Source organism: Mycobacterium sp., assembly GCF_035274705.1.
GTDB lineage: Bacteria > Actinomycetota > Actinomycetes > Mycobacteriales > Mycobacteriaceae > Mycobacterium.
Genome location: NZ_DATENY010000023.1, coordinates 39896 through 62278, shown reverse-complemented (window position 1 = coordinate 62278; position 22383 = coordinate 39896). Strand labels below are relative to the sequence as shown.

The following is a 22383-nucleotide window of genomic DNA, read 5'->3' as shown; positions in this document are numbered from 1 at the left end:
TGGATACCTGCCACGACCTGATGGTCAGCGAGCCGAAACGATTGGCCGAGATTCTCGTAGAGCGCTGCCGGGCCTATCAATGATGGGTGCCGCCTTGTGCAGGCATTCGTCCCATTCGCGGTCAGGATCGGAGTCGGCTGTGATGCCGCCACCGACGCCGAGCACCGCATTGCCGTGGCCATCGAACTCCACCGTCCGGATCGCTACATTCAGTTCGCAACCCGCAATCGGTGACGCCAAACCGACTGTGCCGCAATAGACTCCGCGGCGACGCGGCTCCCAGTCGGCAAGCAGCTGACGGGCCCTGTCCTTCGGTGTACCCGTCACCGACGCCGGCGGGAATGTCGCATCGAGCACCGCCGCCATCGGGATGTCTGCCTTGACGCGCGCCGACACAGTCGACACCAGATGCCATACCCCTGGTGCCGGCCGCACCGCCAGCAGCTCCGGCACGGTGACAGTGCCGGTCAGCGCGACGCGGCCCAGGTCGTTGCGGACCAGGTCGACGATCATGATGTTCTCCGCGACGTCCTTGACCGATGCCCGTAACGCCGCCGGATCCGCGTGCAGCGGCAGCGTGCCCTTGATCGGGCTTGACGTCACGGTCTCACCGGACCGCCGCAGGAACAACTCGGGCGACAGCGATGCCACAGCGCCCCATTCGCCTGCCAGAAAGGCTGCACGGGCGGGCGATGTGCGCGTCACAGCGTCGACGAAGAAGTCGATGGGTTTGCCGCTGAGCCGGCCGGCGAACTGCGTGCACACACATGCCTGGTACACCTCGCCCGCCGCGATCGCCTCCAGGCACTCCAGCACCCCGCGGCGGTGCGCTTTGCGGTCCGCATCGCCCCAGACGACGTCGACCGGCCGGGGAGTCTCGTGGGTCTGCAGCGCTTTGACTACCCACGCGGAAAGTGTTGCACCGGAAAGGTTTTCATACCACCACTGCCCGTCGCTGTCCTGCCGCAGCACGCAGTCGGACCAGCCGCCTGCTGCTTCGGGAACACGCCCTCCGCCGTCGGGATAGGACAGGTATCCGAACCACCCGCCGCCGATTGCCTCACCGGATGCACCGACGGGGACGGCGAAGACTTCGTCAACGGCGACTGCATTCAGCGACGGTGCAATGACGGCCGACGAGCCGAACCAGTCGCCGATCAATGCCGCGGGCGGTGGCAGGCCGCAACGCTCGGCGGCATAGGCGAGCGCGCGCAGCACCGCAGGGGCGCTGCCCAGGTTGCCGAGGCGCTCGATCCGCACCGACCAAGCGTGACAGAAGGCTAGCGGCTGATCGTGCGCGGGACTGAGATCGCGGCCAGCTTGTCCGGGTTACGCATGGCGTAGAAGTTGGTGATCTTGCCGTCGATGATCTCGACAAGGAACACGCCTTCCAAGTGGTCTCCGGTGTAGATGATCACCGCCGGGGCGTTGTTGCAGTTCACCATCTCGAACCGCATATCGGGCATGCGCTGCCCGTAGCGGAAGAGACCCATGACCGCCCTGGCGACCTTCTCCGCACCCACGATCGGCCGGCGAGCTGCCGTGGCCTTGCCGCCGCTGTCGGCGGTCCACGTGGCATTGGGCGCCAGCATCGACAGCAGGCCCTCCATGTCGCCGGTGGCTGCCGCGGTCATGAACTGCTCGGTGACCTCCGCCGTCGTCGCGGCGTCGACGGGCTCGAACCGCTTTCGTCGCGCGTGGACGTGCTCTCGCGCGCGGTGGGCGACCTGGCGCACCGTCGTCACGGATTTGCCTACCGCGCCGGCGATTTCGTCGTAGTCGAAACCGAACACCTCGCGCAGGACGAACACCGCGCGCTCATCGGGCGTGAGCGTCTCGAGGAGTACGAGCATTGCCATCGAAACAGACTCCGCGAGAACGACATCGGCCGAGGCATCGCGCTCTTCGAGCAGCAGCGGCTCGGGCAGCCAAGGTCCGATGTAGTCCTCGCGGCGGCGGGCGCCTGCCCGTAGCGCGTTGAGCGCTTGCCGGGTCACCAGTTGCGCCAGATACGACTTGGTATCCCGGACCGTCGCGAGGTCCACTTCGGCCCACCGCAGATAGCTGTCCTGTAGCACGTCGTCGGATTCGGTTGCTGAACCGAGGATTTCGTAGACGATCGTGAACAGCAGTGGCCGCAGATGGGTGAACCGCTCGGCGTGCTCGCCGCCGGCCGAGCCGGCAATCGGGCCCTGGGAGGTGGTCACGATTCCGCGACCACCTCGAGCGCCGGCTGCGACGGACGCTTGCCGCCCTTGGCCCAGAACGTCGAGCCGGGCTTGCGTGCCTCGCGGCGGATGCCCCACACAGTGCCCTTGCAGACCGCCTCCTTGAGCGCCGCGCCAAGGCGTCCGCCGAAGTAGAGGTTCATCGGAGTGTCGTCCTGGTGGGCCCACTGGATGACGGCGGCCCGACGGCCCAGGCTGACGTTGGAGCCCAGGAATGCCTGATTGATCACTGCCGGCTGCGTTCCGGCGATGCGGGCCAGCACGGTGTCGGCGGCCTGGGCGCCCAGCGGTACCGCGGCCTGGCAGCTCATCCGCAGTGGCTGGCCCGACGGTGCCGCGGCATCCCCGGCCGCCACGATCCGTGGGTCGTCGACGCTGGTCAGCGTCTCGTCGGTGAGCAGCCGGCCCAGCCCGTCGGTGCTCAGCCCGCTGGCCGCGGCCAACTCCGGCACACCGAATCCGGCGGTCCAGATGGTCAGCGCGCTCGGGCGCACCGCACCGTCGGCGAACACCACCGCATTCGGCCGGACCTCGACCACCACGTCGTCCTCCAGCACCGCCACCCCGTGTCGTGCCAGCCACTTGGCGGCAGAGCGGCGGCCCGGCTCGCTCAGCGACGGCACGAGGGTTCCGCCGCACACCAGGGTTACGTTACGTCCCTGTTCGGCGAGTTCGGCGGCCGTCTCGGTACCGGTCAACCCGGCGCCGACGACGGTGACCGGCGCATCGGGATGCAGCTCGTCGAGGGTGTCGCGCAGCCACCGGGCATACTCCAATTCTGCGATGGGATGCGCGTATTCGGCTGCCCCTGGCACCGTCGATGGCGGCGCGCCCGTGCTGCCGACGGCATAGATGACGTAGTCGTAGTCCAGCCCACCGCCCGATGCCAGCTCCACCTTGCGCGCCGCGGTGTCGATTCGGGTGGCGTTGTCGACGACAAGGCGGACGCCCTCGCCGAGCAGCGTGCCGTAGTCGACCGTCGCGTCGTAGTTGCCGGCCACGAACTGATGCAGCCGGATGCGCTCGACGAACTTCGGCCGCGGGTTGACCAGTGTGACGTCGGTGTCTGCGCGCATCCGCAGGTGATTGGCCGCGATCGTTCCGGCGTATCCACCGCCGATGACGACGACCTTGACGGGTGAGTTGTGTTCAGTCATGCCCTCAAGACACCGCGGCCCGCCGAGACGTGACACGATGTGACGCGGATCACCCATCTCAGGCAGCACGCACGGCCGCTCCATGGAGACCGCGCTCAAGTACGGGCTGCTGGCACCGAGGTGTTCGGCACGCGCCTCGGCATCGCTCGGCGGGCGCTTGGGAGGTGAAAACGCTTGGTAGTCATCAGAACTCACGAAGGTGGTCGCGGAGCATGGTGCCGGTGTACTCGGAGCGCACGAGGCCGCGCTTCTGAAGCTCCGGGATCAGACCGTCGGTGATCTCGGTAACGTAGCGGCGGTTCAGCCGCATCACCGGGCTGGTGATCAAGAACCCGTCGCCGCCAACTTGTTTCATGATCTCGCCCATCTCGTCGGCCACTTCCTCGGGTGTGCCGCAGAGTTCGACATTGCTGGTGAGGCCGCTGCCGGTGACGATCTCGCGCAACGTCTTACCCCTGCCGCGGGCCAGGAAACTCTCCAGCGCGCCGCGCTCGCCGTTGGTCGATACCGGCGGCACCGGTGCGTCGAGGTCGAACTGGGAGAAGTCGATCTCGGTGATCGAGGAGATCTCGGCCAGCATGTATTCGATGTAGAGATCGCTGCTGAACCACCGCTCCCGCTTGGCCAGCGCCTCCTCGTGCGTATCCGCAACGATCGGGGACACCAGGTAGAGCAGTTTGCAGTGCGAGGGGTCGCGACCGTTGGCCTCCATGCGGGCATGGATGTCATCGCGATAGGACCGCATTGCGCCGATGCCGTTGGCCGGTGCGACGATCGTGTCGGCGTGTTGCGCGGCAAGCGCGCGTCCCGGCGGCGACGCGCCGGCCTGGGCGATGGTCGGGCGGTACTGCGGTGACGGTGCGGTGTTCAGTGGGCCGCGCACCTTGTAGTACCTGCCCTCGAAGTCGATCGTGTGGACCTTTTTATGGTTCGCGTATGTGCCTGTGGTGTAGTCGCGTTCGATCGCATCCGGCTCCCACGACTCCCACAGCTTGCTGACCACTTCGAGGTACTCGCTGGCCCGGGCGTAGCGCTCGTCGTGTTCGTAGAGCTTGTCGAGCCCGAAGTTCTGCGCGGCGCGGTCCTCGCCGGAGGTTACGACATTCCAACCGAACCGGCCGCGGGCGATGTGGTCGATGGTGCTGCACAGCCGGGCCAAGAGAAACGGCGGGTAGAAGGTGGTCGACATCGTCGGGATCACGCCGAGGCGGGTGGTGGCGTTGGCCATCAGCACAGCGAGCGGAACCGGATCGTGCTTGGGGTTAACCCCGTGCTTGAGGTCGTGCTCCATCGTGCCGCCGTATGCGGTCGACACCATGAGCTTGTCCTCGATCAGCACGTAGTCGAACTTGGCGCGCTCGAGATCCTTGGCCATTTCGACGTAGAAGTCGCCGGTGAAGTCGCGCCCGCCGTCACCCCAATTCCCGTTCCATTCGTCGGCGACGAAGTTCAGGAACCACCCCAGATGAAACATGTTGCCCATGCCTCTAATACAAGTAGTGAGGCGTTACTCCAGTGTGTCCTGGCGGTACCGCTGAGATTGCGCCACGGCGCAGGCGCTCACTCCGTTTGATAACGCGGAAACACGCCGACAGGCGCCGGCAATGCCGTGCCGGGAACCAATCGGGTGTCGATCGCCGCGAACGTCCGCGCCTCGTCCGGCTGTCCGAGCAGGTCGAGCAGCTTCGCCGTCGATGCGGGCATCGCAGGCTGGCTCAGCAGCGCCGCGATCCGCACCGTTTCCAACGTCGTGTAGAGCACGGTCTTGAAGCGTTCGGCGTCCGTCTTGCGGAGCACCCACGGTTCCTGTGCGGAGAAGTACTTGTTGGCCGCGCCGAGCACCGACCAGATCGCCTCGAGCGCGAGATGCATTGCAGTGGAGTCGTAATGGCCCCGCACTCGATCCATCAACCCGTCGGCCACCTCCACCAGCGCCTTGTCGTCGGCGGTGAATTCGCCTGGCTCGGGGACGATGCCATCGAGATTCTTGGCCACCATGGACAGTGAGCGCTGCGCGAGATTGCCCAACTCGTTGGCCAAATCGGCGTTGATGCGGCTGATGATCGCTTCTTCGCTGTAGCTGCCGTCCTGTCCGAACGGCACCTCGCGCAGGAAGAAGTAGCGCACCTGGTCCACGCCGAACGTGTCGATGAGGTTCAGCGGGTCGACGACGTTGCCCACCGACTTGCTCATCTTTTCGCCACGGTTGAGCAGAAAGCCGTGCACAAACACCTTGCGCGGCAACTCGATTCCCGCTGACATCAAAAACGCCGGCCAGTAGACCGTGTGGAACCGGATGATGTCCTTGCCGATCATGTGCAGATCGGCCGGCCAGAACCGCTTGAACAACTCCGAGGACGTGTCCGGGAAGCCGACGCCGGTCAGGTAGTTCGTCAGCGCGTCGACCCACACATACATCACATGGTCGGGGTGGTCGGGCACCGGCACACCCCAGTCGAACGTCGTCCGCGAGATCGACAAGTCGCGCAGCCCGCCGGAGACGAAGCTGACCACCTCGTTGCGGCGCACGTCGGGCTCGATGAACTCGGGGTGAGCCTTGTAGTGCGCCAGCAGCCTGTCCGCATAGGCCGACAGCTTGAAGAAGTACGTCTGCTCCTCGGTCCACGTCACCGGTGCGCCGGTCTCGGTGGCGATCCGCACATTGTCGGCGCCCACGGTCGTCTCGGCCTCGGTGAAGAACCGCTCGTCGCGCACCGAGTACCAGCCCTTGTATGCGTCGAGGTAGATGTCGCCGGTCTCGTTCATCCGGCGCCAAATCTCCTTGGAGGCCTCGTAGTGGTCGGCGTCCGAGGTGCGGATGAACCGGTCGAACGAGATGTTGAGCCGCTCCTGCATCCGCTGGAACACGTCGGAATTGCGCCGAGCCAGCTCCGCGGTCGGAATGCCCTCGGCCGCCGCCGTCTCGGCCATCTTGAGTCCGTGGACGTCGGTGCCAGTGAGGAAGCGCACGTCGTACCCGTCGAGTCGCTTGAACCGCGCGATCGCGTCGGTGGCGATGTATTCGTAGGCATGCCCGACGTGGGGGTCGCCGTTGGGATAGGCGATGGCTGTCGTGATGTAGTACGGCTCGCTCATTTGTCCTCACCTTATTGTGTTGCGGTGACCTCGAAGCGCCCGGCGCCGCCCGCCCCGGAACCGCTGAGCCCATTGGTCGATGCGCACACCCATCTCGATGCCTGCGGGGCCACCGACGCCCAAAGCGTCAAAGCGATCGTCGACCGTGCCGCCGCCGTCGGTGTACAGGCCGTCGTCACCATCGCCGACGATCTCGAGTCCGCGCGGTGGGTGACCGAGGCCGCAGATTGGGACCCTCGTGTGTACGCGGCCGTCGCGCTGCACCCGACACGCGCCGACGCGCTCACCGAGGAAGCCAGGACCGTCATCGAACGGCTGGCAGAACACCCGCGCGTCGTCGCGATCGGCGAGACCGGCCTCGACATGTACTGGCCGGGCAAGCTCGACGGCTGCGCCGAGCTCACGACCCAGCGAGACGCCTTCGCCTGGCACATCGACCTCGCCAAACGCACGGGCAAGCCGCTGATGATCCACAACCGCGACGCCGACGCCGAGGTTCTCGACGTGCTCAACGCCGAGGGTGCACCCGACACCGTGATCTTCCACTGCTTCTCGTCGGACGCGCAGATGGCCCGCACCTGTGTGGCCAACGGGTGGCTGCTGAGCCTGGCGGGCACCGTCAGCTTCAAAAACGCAAAGGCGCTGCGCGAGGCGGCGTCGTTCATACCGCCCGACCAGCTGCTCGTGGAGACCGATGCGCCGTTTTTGACTCCGCACCCGTATCGTGGCGCCCCGAACGAGCCGTACTGCTTGCCGTACACGGTTCGTGCGCTCGCCGATGTTGTCGAGCGGCCCGCAGAAGAACTTGCGCGGGAAAGTACTACGACGGCCGTTCGCGCCTACGGGCTGGCAAGTTGCCGCCCCTAGGCCTTTTCGTTACCGTGCTGTGATCGAACACGGAGCCGGAAGGCCGGCGACATCGCGCCCAGCGACACCGGTCCTTTTGGCGCACGTCCGATAGTCGGGGTAGACCACGTTTTGAATACTTTGCAAGAGCTCCACGAAGAGCGCTCGCCGATACTGCGCCTTCTGGTTGGTGCGATGTTGCTCGCGCTGACCTTCGCCGGCGGATTTGCCGTTGCTGCCCAAAAGTCGGTGACACTGACCGTGGACGGCGCCGCCATGACGGTGTCGACGATGAAGTCGCGCGTGATCGACGTCGTCAAGGAGAACGGATTCGACGTCGGCGATCGCGACGACCTCTACCCGGCAGCCAACGAGGACGTCCATCAATCCGACACGATCGTGCTGCGCCGCAGTCGCCCGCTGCAGATCTCCCTCGACGGCGAGAACAGCCGCCAGGTCTGGACGACGGCGTCGACGGTCGACGAGGCGCTCGCACAGCTGCAGATGACCGACAAGGCCCCTGCCGCGGCCTCGCGCGGCAGCCGCGTCCCGCTTGCCGGCATGTCGCTGCCAGTGGTCAGTGCCAAGACTGTGCAGCTCAACGACGGTGGCGCCGTGCGTACCGTCCGTCTTGCCGCGCCCAATGTCGCCAGTCTGCTGGAGGCCGCCGGTGTGCCGCTGCAGCAGCGCGACACCGTTGACCCGCCAGCTTCGTCGCCGGTGTTTGACGGCATGCAGATCCAGGTGACCCGCGTCCGGATCGAAAAGGTGACCGAGCGTGTCCCGCTGAATCCGAACAACACGCGGATCGACGACGCGACGATGAACATGAGTCGTCAGGCCGTCGAGGACCCAGGAACACCTGGAACGCAGGACGTAACATTCGCCATCGCGAAAGTGAATGGTGTAGAAACTGGCAGGCTGCCAGTAGCCAATGTCGTGGTTGTGCCCGCAAGGGACGGGGTGCTGCGGGTAGGTGCCAAGCCTGGCACTGAGGTCCCTCCGGTCACTAACGGAGGCCAATGGGATGCTCTTTCCCGGTGCGAAGCCGGAGGTAATTGGGCCATCAACACCGGTAACGGTTTTTACGGTGGTGTCCAATTTGATCAAAACACATGGGAGCGAAACGGCGGTCTGAGGTATGCTGCGAGGGCAGATTTGGCGACAAGAGAAGAACAGATTGCGATTGCTGAAGTCACTCGGGCGCGGCAAGGATGGGGCGCGTGGCCCGTGTGCAGTGGGAGAGTGGGGGCGTCCTGACAATCCGGCTACTCGGTCGAACCGAGATACGACATCTCGCTAAAGAGATTGATTTCCGGCCACGCAAGTCGTTCGGCCAGAACTTCGTCCATGACGCGAACACCGTTCGCCGCATCGTTTCGGCGTCCGGCGTCAATCGTCATGACCATGTTCTCGAGGTCGGTCCCGGTCTCGGCTCTTTGACGCTGGCCCTGCTCGACCGGGGTGCCAGGGTCACGGCCGTCGAGATCGACCCGATACTCGCGCGCCAGCTGCCCAAGACGATCGCTGATCATTCGCACAGCGAGATCAACCGGCTGACGGTGCTCAACCGGGACATCCTCACGCTGCACCGGCCTGACCTGGCCGATGAGCCGACGGCGCTGGTGGCGAACCTGCCCTACAACGTCGCGGTCCCCGCGCTGCTGCATCTGCTCGCCGAGTTCCCGTCCATCCGGACGGTGATGGTGATGGTGCAGGCCGAGGTCGCCGAGCGACTGGCCGCCGAACCTGGTGGCAAGGACTACGGCGTGCCCAGCGTCAAGGTGCGGTTCTTCGGCAACGTGCGGCGCTACGGCATGGTGTCACCGACGGTGTTCTGGCCGATTCCTAGGGTGTACTCCGGGCTGGTCCGCATCGACCGCTACGAATCGACACCATGGCCCACCGACGCCGAATTCCGTGACCAGGTGTTCGGGCTGATCGACGTGGCGTTCGCCCAGCGCAGGAAGACTTCGCGCAATGCGTTCGCGGAGTGGGCCGGTTCGGGCAACGAATCGGCACGCCGGCTGCTGGCCGCCAGCATCGACCCGTCCCGCCGCGGCGAGACGCTGTCGGTTGCGGACTTCGTGCGGCTGCTGCAGCGCTCCGGCGAATGGGAGGAGCCCAGGGGCCGGCAGGCGCTGTCGCAGCGGCGGGAGCGGTCAGAGTCACGGTCAGCTTCGGAAGAGTCAGGCGTCGGGACAACGCTGTAGCGCTCAGCCGTCGCGGTTGTCCTTGTCGAGCAGCTCGTCCATCAGCGGCGTCTCGGCGACCACCGGGTAGTTGCCGGTGTATCCGACGCGTTCGCGTGCCATTTCCATCACACGCCCGCGCACGGCGTACCAGCCGCCGATGAGCGCTGGCACGATGACGACCATCGCCGCCAGATTCCAGTAGTTCTCGTAGCACATCAGCCCGGTCACGGCCACGAGGAACACGAGCGTGGCATAGCTGGTGTAGGGCGTGCCGAACAGCTGAAACGCAGGGCGCTGCAGGATTCCGCGCTTGGACCAGCGGTACAGCTGGATCTGGCAGATGACGATGGTGCCCCACGAGGCGATGATGCCCAGCGCCGACAGGTCGAGCGCGATGTTGAACGCCTCGGCCGGCACCACCAGGTTGAGGAACACGCCAACCACGGTGAAGCAGGCGGTCAGCGCGATGCCCGCGAACGGCACGCCCTTTCTCGTCATCTTGGCGGTGAACTGCGGCGCGCTGCCGTTCATCGCCATAGAGCGCAAGATCCGGCCGGTCGAGTACAGCCCGGCGTTGAGGCTGGACAGTGCGGCGGTGAGCACGACGAAGTTCATGATGTCGCCGGCGGCCGGGACGCCGATGGACGAGAAGAACGTGACGAACGGACTGGTGCCAGATTTGTAGGCGGTGTACGGCAGTAGCAGCGCCAACAGGATCAGGGACCCGACGTAGAACACGGCGATGCGGAACACCACCGAGTTGATTGCCCGCGGCATCACCTCGGCTGGGTTCTCCGTCTCACCTGCTGCGGTTCCCACCAATTCGACTGCGGCATAAGCGAATATCACTCCAGACGTGATGATCACCAGTTGCAGGAGCCCGCTGGGCAGGATGCCTCCGTTGTCGGCGATGACCGAGACTCCGGTGGCCTGCCCACCGATGGTGAACCGGCCCGCGAGGAAGATGATCCCGACGACCAGGAACGTGACCAGCGCGATGACCTTGATCAAGGCGGCCCAAAACTCCATCTCGCCAAAGAGTTTCACCGAGATCATGTTGATCGTCAGCACGATGACCAACGCGATCAGCGCGATTGTCCATTGCGGAACGGCCTTGAACGCGCCCCAGTAGTGCATGTACAGCGCGATCGCGGTGACGTCGACGATCGATGTGCAGGCCCAGTTGAAGAAATACATCCAGCCCGCGACGTAGGCGGCCTTCTCGCCGAGGAATTCGCGCGCATACGAGACGAACGAACCCGACGAAGGGCGGTGCAGCACAAGCTCACCCAGTGCCCGCAGGATGAAGAAGACGAACACTCCGCACACCGCATACACGATGAACAGCCCTGGTCCTGCGCTGTGCAAGCGCCCACCTGCGCCCATGAAAAGGCCGGTGCCGATCGCGCCGCCGATGGCGATCATCTGCAGCTGTCGTGGCTTGAGGCCCTTGTGGTAACCCTCGTCCTCATGGGCCAGCGCTGATGTGTCGTAATCGGTGGCAGATGACATTTGAGCGACGTTAGCTCTGTGCAGTCCATGCGGAAACTCGGCAGCCGTAAAAGGTGCGTTACAAAAGGGTTTGGCCGACGTTACCGCAGCGCCCGTGCGATCAATGAAGTAAACTCGCGGCAGGATTGGTAGCGGTCGTGAGGATTCTTCGCCATGGCCTTGGCCAAAATCGAGTCGAAAACGCGTGGCAGCCAGTCGATCTCGCGGGAGCGGCGCGGCGGCGGACTGTGCAGGTGAGCGTTGATCAGTCCCATTTGTGTGTTGGCTGTGAATGGTGGTGTACCCGTGAGCAGTTCAACCATCGTGCATGCCAGCGCGTACTCGTCAGTGGCTTCGCTGGGTGCATGCCCGGTGAGCAATTCCGGCGCTGAATATGGCAGCGATGCCTCGACGTGGGTGGCGTGATAGCCGATGTCATCGGTGATCGAAAGCGCCACTCCGAAGTCGATGAGAACTGCGCCGTCGCGTGGGAAGTCCTGGTGCACAAGAATATTCGACGGCTTGACGTCGCAGTGCACGATTTGCCGGTTGTGTATGTAGTCCAGCGCGTCGGCGATCTGCGCCAGTGCGGCAAGACGATCCGGCGTCGCTGGCAGCGTGGCGACGGTGCCCCCGGAGATGAGCTCCATGGAGAGCCAACCCGGCCCGCGTTCATACACGGTGACGATGTGGGGGTGATCGAGCTGATGGGCGAACCCGAATTCCCGGCGCAGACGGGCGAGTTGCGCCAGATGCCGATGCTGCTCGTCGAGAACCTTCAGGGCAACCGCGCGGTCCGGGCCCGAGGCGTCGTGCGCCCGGTACACCGTCGCGTATCCGCCGTGGCCCAGAGCCGCGTCCACGACGTAACCCTCGAACCGGTCGCCGGGCGCAAGCATCCTCACAGCCTAGGGTTTGCTGTCGGTCTGCACTGGCCCGGAACGGCCTCCTATCTCGATGCTTCGGCTCCTGCCTTGCGCGTCGCGGCGCTAGGGTCGTGCCGTGTCTGCATCCGACGGAAACACCGCCTCCGAGTGGGTGCCCACCGGGTCGGTGACCGTGCGGGTCCCGGGCAAGGTCAATCTCTACCTGGCCGTCGGTGACCGTCGCGACGACGGCTATCACGAGCTGACGACCGTCTTCCACGCGGTGTCGCTGCTCGACGAGGTCACCGTGCGCAACGCCGATGTGTTGTCGCTGGACATGTCCGGCGAAGGTGTGGAGTCGCTGCCCACCGACGAGCGCAACCTTGCCTGGCAAGCGGCCGAATTGATGGCCGAGCACGTCGGGCGGGCACCCGACGTCGCGATCTCCATCGAGAAGTCCATCCCGGTCGCGGGGGGTATGGCGGGCGGCAGCGCCGACGCCGCGGCGGTGCTGGTGGCCATCAACACGCTGTGGGAGCTCGGCGTGCCACGGCGCGACCTGCACGCACTGGCCGCCCAGCTCGGCAGCGACGTGCCGTTCGCGCTGCACGGCGGCACGGCTTTGGGGACGGGTCGCGGCGAGGAGCTGGCCACCGTGCTGGCCCGCAACACGTTCCACTGGGTGCTGGCCTTCGCCGAGGGCGGGTTGTCGACGCCCGCGGTGTTCAGCGAAATCGACCGGTTACGCGAGGCGGGCCGGGAGCAGCCGCCGCGGCTTGAGGACCCTGAGCCGGTGCTGGCCGCGCTGGCGTCGGGCGACCCAACTGAGCTGGCGCCGCTGCTCGGCAACGACCTGCAGCCGGCGGCGCTGAGCCTTCACCCGGGGCTGCGTCGCACCCTTCGGGCAGGCGCGGACGCCGGCGCCCTCGCCGGAATCGTCTCGGGCTCCGGCCCGACCTGCGCGTTCCTGTGCTCGTCTGCGGCCGCGGCGATCGACGTCGGTGCGCAGCTCGCAGGCGCGGGCGTATGCCGCACCGTCAGGGTGGCCAGCGGCCCAGTGCACGGCGCCCGAGTGGTGCCAGCACCGTCGACATCAGTTTGATCACAACCAAGTGTGACCCAGGCCTCATTTCTCGCTACAGTTTGGCGGCTACTTAAGAGTTGCTTAAGATGATCGGCGGTGAAAGCTAGCGGTCAGGCATCGGACGCGTCTCTTTCTCCCGCCGGTAACTCCGGCGGGTGGTTTTCCAGATATATAGGACAAACCGGTGCATCACCGATTCGAGACATAACCGCTCCCCAAATGTGTGCGCGCCTACGCGGAAACGCCTTCTATCAGCGGGAGCATTACACCCGGACGTTTGCGCCGGAACCGAGGAGGTCGTCGTGAGCCGATTCACCGAGAAGATGTATCGCAACGCCCGCACGGTCGCGACGGGCATGGTCACCGGTGAACCGTACGAGCCCGTTCGGCACACCTGGGGTGAGGTTCACGAGCGCGCCCGCTGCATCGCGGGTGGTCTGGCCAACGCGGGCGTCGGCCACGGCGACGCGGTCGGCGTGCTCGCCGGCTTCCCGGTGGAGATCGCCCCGACGGCCCAGGGCCTGTGGATGCGCGGCGCCAGCCTGACCATGCTGCACCAGCCCACGCCACGCACCGACCTGGCGATGTGGGCCGAGGACACGCTGACCGTCATCGGCATGATCGAAGCCAAGGCCGTCATCGTCTCCGAACCTTTCACGGTTGCCATCCCTGTGCTCGAGGAGAAGGGCATCTCGGTTCTGACGGTCGCCGATCTGCTGGCATCGGATCCGATCGATCCGATCGAGGTCGGCGAGGACGACCTGGCGCTGATGCAGCTGACGTCCGGTTCGACGGGGTCGCCGAAGGCGGTCCAGATCACGCACCGCAACATCTACTCCAACGCCGAAGCGATGTTCATCGGCGCCGAGTACGACGTCGACAAGGACGTCATGGTCAGCTGGCTGCCCTGCTTCCACGACATGGGCATGGTCGGCTTCCTGACGATCCCGATGTACTTCGGCGCTGAGCTGGTCAAGGTCACCCCGATGGACTTCCTGCGCGACACGCTGCTGTGGGCCAAGCTCATCGACAAGTACAAGGGCACCATGACCGCGGCGCCCAACTTCGCCTACTCGCTGTTCGCCAAGCGGTTGCGCAAGCAGGCCCAGCCCGGCCAGTTCGACCTGTCCACGCTGCGGTTCGCCCTATCGGGCGCCGAGCCGGTTGAGGCGGCCGATGTGGAGGACCTGCTGGACGCGGGTAAGCCGTTCGGCCTGCAGCCCGACGCCATCCTTCCTGCCTACGGCATGGCCGAGACGACGCTGGCGGTGTCGTTCTCTCCGTGCGGGGCGGGCCTGGTGGTTGACGAGGTCGATGCCGACCTGCTGGCCGCGCTGCGCCGCGCCGTGCCCGCCACCAAGGGCAACACTCGCCGGCTGGCCTCGCTGGGCCCGCTGCTGAAGGACCTGGAAGCTCGCATCATCGACGAGCACGGCAACGTGATGCCGCCGCGTGGCGTCGGGGTGATCGAACTGCGTGGCGAGTCGCTGACCCCCGGCTACATCACCATGGGTGGCTTCATCCCAGCCCAGGACGAGCACGGCTGGTACGACACGGGTGACCTCGGCTATGTCACCGAGGCAGGAAACATCATCGTGTGCGGTCGCGTGAAGGACGTGATCATCATGGCCGGCCGCAACATCTACCCGACCGACATCGAGCGCGCCGCCGGCCGCGTCGAGGGGGTTCGCCCGGGCTGCGCCGTCGCGGTGAGGCTCGACGCCGGGCACTCCCGCGAGACGTTCGCCGTCGCGGTGGAATCCAACGCCTGGCAGGACCCGGTCGAGGTGCGCCGCATCGAACATCAGGTCGCCCACGAAGTGGTGGCCGAGGTCGACGTTCGTCCCCGCAACGTCGTTGTGCTGGGGCCGGGCACCATCCCGAAGACACCGTCGGGCAAGCTGCGCCGCTCCAACTCCGTCTCGCTCGTCACCTAGCAGCCCGACTGCCGCGTGGGCCCACAGCTTGACGATGGCCTGTGGCCGGGCTGAGCGTCACCAGGTCCCGAGCGACGATGCGCGGTCGTTCCATCCTTGCGAATTCAATTCAAGCCATTCATTGCGAGAAGTCCGATCGCCTCGTTCCAACGTTAGGGTCGAGCCGCCGTAGTTCTTGTGCTCATACAGAACGACAATCCGATTCATCGTCGACACCGAAGAAATGACATCGTTCCAATCACCAAGGCCGAGAAAGCCCCTGCCCACCTTGCTGAGCCGCACGTAGCCACGGTTGCTTGTCAAGGCCAGGCTTTCGCCCTGGCATCGGTCGTCGTCGTAGAAATAGGTGGTCCCGACGTCGTAGCGCCCGTAAGTTGGCGCCGGCGTAGCGAACCCCGGATTCGGGCTGTACGGGGCATCGGGGACACCGGTATCAAGCGGCGGGAATTCAAACTTCGCAGGGAAAACGCCATAGCCCCCATACCGAGAGTCGGCTAGCGCCGAAGAAATGAAGGACTGCCGCCAGTACTCCGCTATCACCCGACGGTCGTCGATGGCAACGATATGGTCGGCGGCCGGAACGAAATGCAACGCAGTTCCGTCGAACCGCTTGATGTCGCACGGGTCGTACAACGTGCCATTGAGCAGGACAGGAAGCCCGGGCGCTTTGTGTCGGCTGGGCGCGTCGTCGCCCGGTGCGTTGGCGAAGAGTTTCGGATCAAGGAAGGATCGCGCGGCGCGTTGGCGCTCCGGAGAACCAGCGGCCGCGGTACCAATCGCCGTAACCAGGACGTCGAGACAGTCAGCGTGGTGGTCTTTCAAGCACACGATCGTCTCGTGGGTAGTGCTGTCGCCGCGTGCGAGCGCGGCTAGTAGATCCCTTGTCGGGGGCGGTGGCGGTGGATCGTTACTCTCACCAGTCCTGCTGTCAGCCATGTGTCCTCTCCTTACGTTGCATCGGAAATCGCTGATTGACATCGTGGCGTGGGGTTTATGGCGAGGCGCGAGTAGCGGACTACTTGAATTCGTCGATGCAACCGATGACGCAAGTCACCCAATTCCGCGAGCCGCCCCCGTCCCGAGCGCGACGGGCGGCAAGTACTCACCGACCAGGGCGCGCTCCCACCATGCGTGCTCGTGCAGCAGTTCTCGCCATGTGGTGAACCGGTACTGATACAGCTGTGCCCGCACATAATGCGGCGGCGAGTCCGGAAATGGATTGTGCCGAAGCAGGCGCAGTGTCGGCGCATCGTTTCGCAGCAGCCGCGCGACGAACGGGCCGAGCCAGTCCAGCGCGTAGGCCGGTGAAAGCGCGGCGAACCACATCAGCCAGTCGAGGCGCAGATGGTAGGGCGCCCACTGTCGCGGCAGCCGGCGCGGATCGCCCGGCTTGCCTTTGAATCCGTATTCCCGCCACACCGTGTGGTCGGTGATGTCCTGCTCGTCGGTGCCCTCGATCACGACCTCGTAGCGGATACGGCCGACGGTGCCGAAGGCCCCAAACGTGTTGACCAAGTGATACGGGTTGAACGAGGCATTCATGCGCTGATGGCTCGAGATCATGTTGCGCACCGGCCAGTAGCTCAAGACGACCATGAACACCGTGCAGGCCATCACGACGGCGGCGAACCAGAGCGGAGGGTCGGGGAGGGCCGGTGGATCAGGCACCGGCAGGACAGACGCGAATGACGACTGGTCGAGCGCACTGAACGCCAGGACGATCGTGATCCAGTTCAGCCAGGCGAAGTTGCCGGACAGCACCAGCCACATCTGGGTGACGATGACGATCGCGGCGGCCACACTCGCCACCGGTTGGGGGGCGAACAACGCGAACGGCACGACGAGTTGCGCGAAGTGGTTGCCGGCCACCTCCACCCGGTGCAGCGGCTTGGGCAGGTGATGGAAGAACCAACTCAGCGGCCCGGGCATCGGTTGTGTCTCGTGGTGGTAGTACAGGCATGTCAAGTCGCGCCAGCACCGGTCGCCGCGCAATTTGATCAGCCCGGCGCCGAACTCGACACGGAACAGCAGCCAGCGTGCCAGGAACAGCACCAGCAGCGGCGGCGCCGTCTCGTCGTTGCCGAGGAAGATCGCCAGAAAGCCTGCTTCCAACAGCAAAGACTCCCAGCCGAATCCGTACCACCTCTGCCCGACGTTGACGATCGACAGGTACAGGACCCAGAGCGCCAGCCATGCGAGCATCGCCGCCCACAGCGGTACCAGATCGATTGCACCGGCAAGGATGGCCGCCGACAGCGCAGCTCCGAACCAACAGACCGCCGCGAAGAACCGGTCGGAGTAGTGGAAATGGAAGATGCTTGGCGTCGTCCCGAATTTCTGCCGCGCCACAAACCGCGGGATGGGCAGCATCCCGTGTTCACCCATCAGCGCCCGGAATTGGCGGGCTGCCGCGACAAACGCGACCAGATAAATCGCCGCGACGCCGCGCTGCAGGACTTCTCTAGCCAGCCAATAATCGGGTGCGGCAAACCATTCCATGCCCGTAACTCCTCGGACGATGGATCGACATACCACCGGTTGTACCCCGCACGCGGGCCGTTTAGTCTGCGTCGGCAGAATTCGGTGGCTTGATGTCGGTCGGCGCCGATACGGTCGGTGCCATGTCCACACCGGCGATCGAGGCGATCGACCTCGTGAAGCGCTTCGGCGACACCGCCGCCGTCGACCATGTCAGCTTCGCGGTCCCTCCAGGCACCGTGCTGGGCTTGCTTGGCCCCAACGGCGCAGGCAAGACCACCACGGTGCGGATGATGGCCACGCTCACCGAGCCCACCAGCGGCACCGCGCGGGTGGCCGGGTACGACGTCTGCCGCGAGCCTGACAAGGTGCGGCGCAGCATGGGCCTCACCGGCCAGGTGGCCACCGTCGACGAACTGCTCACCGGCCGCGAGAACATCCGGATGATCGGCGGTCTATACGGTATCCGCCGCAAGGAGCTCGCGCGGCTGGGAAATCAACTGCTGGAACAGTTTTCGATCGCCGACGCCGCCGATCGGGTGGTCAAGTCGTATTCGGGCGGTATGCGCCGTCGGCTCGACCTGGCCGTCAGCCTGCTCGCGTCGCCGCCGGTGCTGTTCCTCGACGAGCCGACCACGGGCCTGGATCCCCGCAGCCGCAGCGATCTGTGGGACGTGCTGCGCGGGCTGGTCGAGCAGGGCACGACGCTGTTGTTGACCACGCAGTATCTCGAGGAAGCCGACCAGCTTGCCGACAACATCGTGGTGATCGACAAGGGCCGGATCATCGCCGAGGGCTCGCCGCTGCAGCTCAAGCAGCAGGCGGGCAACGCCAGCCTGATCGTCACCGTCACCAACGCCGACGATCTGCCTGCCGCGCAGGCGCTGCTGGGCAAGACTGGTGCCGAAGTGTTCGTGGACACGGCCGCCCGCCAGCTGACAGCGGCCGCCGACGGGCTGGCCGACATGGTCCGGGTCGCGGGCTGGCTGCGCGACAGCGATATCGACGTCGACGACATCGGGCTGTCCCGGCCCAGCCTCGACGATGTGTTTCTATCGCTCACCGGCCACCGCACCGAAGAGGAAGAGGTGAAAGCGTGACGGCCGTCGAGACCACGCCGCACGTCAAGCTGCAACCTGCGCGGACCCACCGCACCAATATCGCGCAGCAGTCGTGGATCATGGTGAAACGCAACATGATCCACACCAAGCGCATGCCCGAGATGCTCAGCGACGTCACAGTGCAGCCGATCATGTTCGTGCTGCTGTTCGCGTTCGTGTTCGGTGCCTCGATCGCCACCGGGGGCGGCGCGTCGTACCGGGAGTTCCTGCTGCCGGGCATCCAGGCGCAGACCATTGTGTTCACCGCGTTCGTGGTGGCGTCGGGGATCACCGCCGACGTGGAGAAGGGCATCATCGATCGCTTCCGGTCGCTGCCGATCTCCCGCTCGTCGGTGTTGATCGGCCGCAGTGTGGCCAGCCTGCTGCACTCGACGATCGGTGTGGTGGTGATGGCGGTGACGGGGCTGGCCATCGGCTGGCGGATTCGCGGCAGCGTCGCCGAGGCCGTGCTCGCATTCGCTTTGATCCTTCTGTTCGGCTTCGCGATGATCTGGTTCGGCATCCTCATCGGTTCGGTGATGCGGTCTGTTGAAGCCGTCAATGGAGTAATGTTCACCGTCCTGTTCCCGATCACGTTCCTGGCCAACACCTTTGCGCCTACCGAGCCGATGCAGCATTGGCTGCGAGTGATGGCGGAGTGGAACCCGGTGTCGTCGCTGGCGCAGGCGATGCGTGAGCTGTGGGGCAACGGCGGACCCGCGCCGGAGAGCGCCCAGCTGCCGCTGCATCACCCGGTGCTGGCGACCATTTTGTGGTCGCTGGCGTTGACGGCCGTATTCGCACCGTTCGCCCTGCGCGCCTACGCCCGCCGAACCGCAGGCTAGGTCGTGGTGGTGGACTGGCCGGAGTCCAACCGGTCGTAGATCCGCCACCACACCATCTCGTGCTCGGCCGGCGAGATCTGCCCTGCCGCAAGGCGTTCATCGGCGGTTATCAGCGTGCCCGCGAGGTCTTCCAGCCGGTCACGCACTGCGCCCGAGGCCGGATCATGGTGACCGGCCATCACCATCGCGGCCATGGTGCGCACGCGGGTGCGTGGCGCGCCGGCCATCCAAACCGCCACCATTCCCAAGCCGATGTACACGGCCGTCGACATGGCGAATGCAGCCCATGGCGCGGTCGCGTGGCTGAGCACGATTTCGCAGACGACCCACGCCAGCGCCCCCCAAAGCGGCCAGCCACGTGCGATGCGCACACGTCGGCGCTCGGACTCGGTGATGCCCGGCGGATAGACCACCAGCCGGTACCGGGTGACGCCGAAGCGATCCAGCCGGATGTCGATCGATCCCCATCGACGGTCACCGTCGAGCAGCCGCTGCCAGCTGTGGCGCAGCAGGCCGGAGCCCGGTGTTCCGTCCATAACTCCGGTGTACCCGCATTTCTGTGCGAAGCGCGGGCTCCGAACGCATTCTTTACGCCGGTGTGGGTTCGTAGCTGAGTTGTGTGTACTATACCCAGCATGGACAAGATTCCCGCGCGGCTCGCCGACCACCCGACGGTCCGCGCGGTGATGTCACGGAAGAGGGTCCAATCGAGCGTTATCGACGCCGACTGGCTGCGGCAGGTGTGCCTCGATGCCGGTGCCGACGACGTCGCCTTCGCCAGCGTCGACAACCCGGACCTCGCCTCCGAGCGAGAACACGTCGACGCCGCGCTGCCCGGGACGCAGAGCTACATCTCGCTGGTGGTGAAGATGAACCGGGACAACGTCCGGTCGACCGCGCGCAGCGTGGCCAATCAGGAGTTCCACCGCAGCGGCGAGATCATGAACGAGGCCGCCCACCGAATCACCCGCGCTCTGCAGGACGCCGGCTACCGCGCGATCAACCCGTCAATGTCCTTCCCGATGGAAATGGACAGGTTTCCCGGCCGCATCTGGGTGGTCGCGCACAAACCCGTCGCGGTCGCTGCCGGCCTCGGCGTGATGGGCATCCATCGCAACGTGATCCATCCGAAATTCGGCAACTTCATCCTGCTCGGCACGATCCTGGTGGCCGCAGAGGTCACCAGTTACGGTGAGCCGCTGGACTATTCGCCGTGTCTGGAGTGCAAGCTGTGCGTCGCCGCCTGTCCGGTCGGCGCGATCAAGAAGGATGGTGACTTCGACTTCATCGCGTGTTCGGTGCACAACTATCGCGAGTTCATGGGCGGGTTCACCGACTGGGCGCAGACCATCGCGGACAGCGCATCTGCAGAGGACTTCCGTTCGCGGGTCAGCGATTCGGAAAACGCGTCGATGTGGCAGAGCTTGTCGTTCAAGGCCAACTACAAGGCGGCCTACTGCCTAGCTGTCTGCCCGGCCGGTGAGGACGTCATCGAGCCCTACCTCGACGACCGCAAGGGCTTCATGGATCTGGTACTCAAGCCGCTGCAGGACAAGCGCGAAACCCTTTACGTGCTACCGAATTCGGCGGCCAAGGCGCACGCCGAACGCCGCTACCCGCACAAGCAAGTCGAGGTCGTCGACAGCGGGATCCGGGGGCGCTGACCCTTCGCGAGCAGACGCAAAGTGCGCCAAAACCTCGGCGTGTCGGGGACCTTTGCGTCTGTTCGCGCTCGATTACCAGGCGTGCACGATGTTCTGGGCCGGCTCCAAACCGTCCTTGACGAGCAGCTCGGTGGCGTCAGCGGCCTGCTCGCAGATCGTGGGCACCTCCCGCTGCTCGGCGCTGGTGAAGTTTCCGAGCACGAACGCCGCGCCGTCCATGCGGCCCGGCGGGCGTCCGATACCGATGCGCACCCGCTGAAAGTCGTTGGTGCCCAAGCCCGACGCCACCGACCGCAGCCCGTTGTGGCCCGCGACGCCGCCACCGAACTTCAGCCGGATGCGGCCGAAGTCGATGTCGAGTTCGTCGTGGATCACCACAATATCGGCAGGCGGCACCGAATAGAACTTCGCCAGCGGCCCGACCTGGCGCCCCGACTCGTTCATGTAGCACCGGGGCTTGGCCAACACCACGGAGCGGCCGCCCAGTTTTCCGGTGGCCGTTTCCGCGCCCGACTTCTTGTGCGCCTTGAAGCCGGCCCCGATCCGCGCGGCCAGGATGTCGGCGACGACGAAACCGAGGTTGTGCCGGGTCGTGGCGTATCGCGGTCCAGGATTGCCGAGGCCGACCACCAAAACGGGTTCGGCCATGCGGAACTACTCGGATTCCGCGGCGGGTGCCTCTCCGGCAGCCTCGCCTTCGCCCTCGGCAACCGCTACGCCCTCGGCCTCTGCGGCCTCGCCTGCACCCTCGCCCTCCAGGTCCTCTGCTGTCGGCGCAGAGACGACGTTGACCACCAGCATCTCGGGATCCGACACCAGCGAGACGCCGCTCGGCAGCGGGATCGAGCTCGCGGTGAACTGGGTGCCGATCTCGGCGCCCTCGATGGAAACACTCAACTGCTCGGGGATCGACTGCACATCCGACTCGATCGTGATGGTGTTGGTGTCCTGGGTGACCAGCGAACCCGAAACGGCCTCACCCTCGATGACGACGTTGACCTCGACGGTGACCTTCTCGCCGCGGCGCACGACGAGCAGGTCGGCGTGCTGGATGTTGCGGCGGATCGGGTGGATTTCGAGCGCCTTGGTCAGCGCCAGCTGCTCCTTGCCCTCGATATCGAGGGTCAGCACCGCGTTGGTGCCGGAGTGGCGGAGCACGGCCGAGAAGTCGCGGGCGTCGAGTTCGAGGTGCTGCGGGTCGGTGCCGTGGCCGTAGAGGACAGCGGGGACCTTGCCCTCGCGGCGGGCGCGGCGCGACGCGCCCTTGCCGGTCTCGCTGCGGACTGCAGCGGTCAGCTTGTTCGCGGTGGAAGTCTTAGCCATGGGTGTTGCTCCTGTGCCGGTCGTTGTTTCGGGCACGGCCAGGGTCGCAAACCATCAGATGCGGGATCCCGTC

General features: G+C 65.6%; 20 protein-coding genes. 8 read left to right on the top strand and 12 right to left on the bottom strand.

Going from position 1 to position 22383, the window contains the following annotated elements:
- Positions 1–24: 24 nt before the first annotated feature.
- The 5 genes from VJV41_RS06185 to metG all read right to left on the bottom strand — a co-directional run bounded on the left by VJV41_RS06185 (position 25) and on the right by metG (position 6481).
- Positions 25–1260, bottom strand: a complete 1236-nt coding sequence (locus VJV41_RS06185) for an aminodeoxychorismate synthase component I (protein ID WP_325332180.1) — start codon at positions 1258–1260, stop codon at positions 25–27.
- A 20-nt stretch (positions 1261–1280) separates the two neighbouring features.
- The gene (locus VJV41_RS06180; protein WP_325332178.1) at positions 1281–2207 is read right to left on the bottom strand and encodes an RNA polymerase sigma-70 factor; all 927 of its coding nucleotides are present in this window, start codon (positions 2205–2207) and stop codon (positions 1281–1283) included.
- The gene (locus VJV41_RS06175; RefSeq protein ID WP_325332275.1) at positions 2204–3385 is read right to left on the bottom strand and encodes an NAD(P)/FAD-dependent oxidoreductase; all 1182 of its coding nucleotides are present in this window, start codon (positions 3383–3385) and stop codon (positions 2204–2206) included. The genes VJV41_RS06180 and VJV41_RS06175 overlap by 4 nt, the downstream gene beginning before the upstream one ends.
- Before the next feature lie 184 nt (positions 3386–3569).
- Positions 3570–4868 carry an NtaA/DmoA family FMN-dependent monooxygenase gene (locus VJV41_RS06170; protein ID WP_325332176.1) on the bottom strand — a complete coding sequence of 433 codons (1299 nt, stop codon included), beginning with the start codon at positions 4866–4868 and terminating at the stop codon, positions 3570–3572.
- 77 nt (positions 4869–4945) lie between these two features.
- Positions 4946–6481 (bottom strand): methionine--tRNA ligase, encoded by a 1536-nt coding sequence (gene metG, locus VJV41_RS06165; protein WP_325332174.1) that lies wholly within the window; start codon positions 6479–6481, stop codon positions 4946–4948.
- Between the two features lie 24 nt (positions 6482–6505).
- Between metG and VJV41_RS06160 the strand changes: the two genes are divergently transcribed.
- The 3 genes from VJV41_RS06160 (at position 6506) to rsmA (ending at position 9540) form a co-directional block, all read left to right on the top strand.
- Complete coding sequence (locus VJV41_RS06160; RefSeq protein ID WP_325332172.1) at positions 6506–7348, top strand: TatD family hydrolase; 843 nt, start codon at positions 6506–6508, stop codon at positions 7346–7348.
- Between the two features lie 174 nt (positions 7349–7522).
- Positions 7523–8587, top strand: a complete 1065-nt coding sequence (locus tag VJV41_RS06155) for a transglycosylase family protein (RefSeq protein ID WP_414684893.1) — start codon at positions 7523–7525, stop codon at positions 8585–8587.
- Positions 8584–9540 (top strand): 16S rRNA (adenine(1518)-N(6)/adenine(1519)-N(6))-dimethyltransferase RsmA, encoded by a 957-nt coding sequence (gene rsmA, locus VJV41_RS06150; RefSeq protein ID WP_325332273.1) that lies wholly within the window; start codon positions 8584–8586, stop codon positions 9538–9540. The genes VJV41_RS06155 and rsmA overlap by 4 nt, the downstream gene beginning before the upstream one ends.
- 3 nt (positions 9541–9543) lie before the next feature.
- Here the strand turns inward: rsmA and VJV41_RS06145 are convergent, their stop codons facing one another.
- Together VJV41_RS06145 and VJV41_RS06140 are read right to left on the bottom strand one after the other, a co-directional pair.
- The gene (locus VJV41_RS06145; RefSeq protein ID WP_325332168.1) at positions 9544–11034 is read right to left on the bottom strand and encodes an amino acid permease; all 1491 of its coding nucleotides are present in this window, start codon (positions 11032–11034) and stop codon (positions 9544–9546) included.
- 80 nt (positions 11035–11114) lie between these two features.
- On the bottom strand, positions 11115–11912 hold the full coding sequence (locus VJV41_RS06140) for a serine/threonine-protein kinase (protein WP_325332166.1): 798 nt from the start codon (positions 11910–11912) through the stop codon (positions 11115–11117).
- Between the two features lie 103 nt (positions 11913–12015).
- Here VJV41_RS06140 and VJV41_RS06135 point away from each other — a divergent pair, with 103 nt between their 5' ends.
- Both VJV41_RS06135 and VJV41_RS06130 read left to right on the top strand, forming a co-directional pair.
- Positions 12016–12981: a 4-(cytidine 5'-diphospho)-2-C-methyl-D-erythritol kinase gene (locus VJV41_RS06135; protein WP_325332164.1), complete on the top strand. Its 966-nt coding sequence runs from the start codon at positions 12016–12018 to the stop codon at positions 12979–12981.
- 284 nt (positions 12982–13265) lie between these two features.
- Complete coding sequence (locus VJV41_RS06130) at positions 13266–14900, top strand: fatty acyl-AMP ligase (RefSeq protein ID WP_325332162.1); 1635 nt, start codon at positions 13266–13268, stop codon at positions 14898–14900.
- A 57-nt stretch (positions 14901–14957) separates the two neighbouring features.
- Here the strand turns inward: VJV41_RS06130 and VJV41_RS06125 are convergent, their stop codons facing one another.
- Together VJV41_RS06125 and VJV41_RS06120 are read right to left on the bottom strand one after the other, a co-directional pair.
- Entirely contained in the window at positions 14958–15878 is a 921-nt protein-coding gene (locus tag VJV41_RS06125; protein ID WP_325332160.1) for a hypothetical protein, read from the bottom strand.
- 72 nt (positions 15879–15950) lie between these two features.
- Positions 15951–17399 (bottom strand): lipase maturation factor family protein, encoded by a 1449-nt coding sequence (locus VJV41_RS06120; protein ID WP_325332158.1) that lies wholly within the window; start codon positions 17397–17399, stop codon positions 15951–15953.
- A gap of 92 nt (positions 17400–17491) precedes the next feature.
- Here VJV41_RS06120 and VJV41_RS06115 point away from each other — a divergent pair, with 92 nt between their 5' ends.
- Entirely contained in the window at positions 17492–18478 is a 987-nt protein-coding gene (locus VJV41_RS06115; RefSeq protein WP_325332156.1) for an ATP-binding cassette domain-containing protein, read from the top strand.
- On the top strand, positions 18475–19323 hold the full coding sequence (locus tag VJV41_RS06110) for an ABC transporter permease (RefSeq protein WP_325332154.1): 849 nt from the start codon (positions 18475–18477) through the stop codon (positions 19321–19323). Before VJV41_RS06115 ends, VJV41_RS06110 begins: the two co-directional genes overlap by 4 nt.
- Here VJV41_RS06110 and VJV41_RS06105 read toward each other — a convergent pair.
- Entirely contained in the window at positions 19320–19859 is a 540-nt protein-coding gene (locus tag VJV41_RS06105) for a DUF6611 family protein (RefSeq protein ID WP_325332152.1), read from the bottom strand. The genes VJV41_RS06110 and VJV41_RS06105 overlap by 4 nt on opposite strands.
- 99 nt (positions 19860–19958) lie before the next feature.
- Between VJV41_RS06105 and VJV41_RS06100 the strand changes: the two genes are divergently transcribed.
- Entirely contained in the window at positions 19959–20987 is a 1029-nt protein-coding gene (locus tag VJV41_RS06100) for an epoxyqueuosine reductase (protein ID WP_325332150.1), read from the top strand.
- Positions 20988–21059: 72 nt separating this feature from the next.
- Here the strand turns inward: VJV41_RS06100 and pth are convergent, their stop codons facing one another.
- Together pth and VJV41_RS06090 are read right to left on the bottom strand one after the other, a co-directional pair.
- Positions 21060–21635, bottom strand: a complete 576-nt coding sequence (pth, locus tag VJV41_RS06095; RefSeq protein ID WP_325332148.1) for an aminoacyl-tRNA hydrolase — start codon at positions 21633–21635, stop codon at positions 21060–21062.
- A 6-nt stretch (positions 21636–21641) separates the two neighbouring features.
- A complete protein-coding gene (locus tag VJV41_RS06090) occupies positions 21642–22310 on the bottom strand; it encodes a 50S ribosomal protein L25/general stress protein Ctc (protein WP_325332146.1) in 669 nt (222 codons plus the stop codon).
- Positions 22311–22383: the final 73 nt, after the last annotated feature.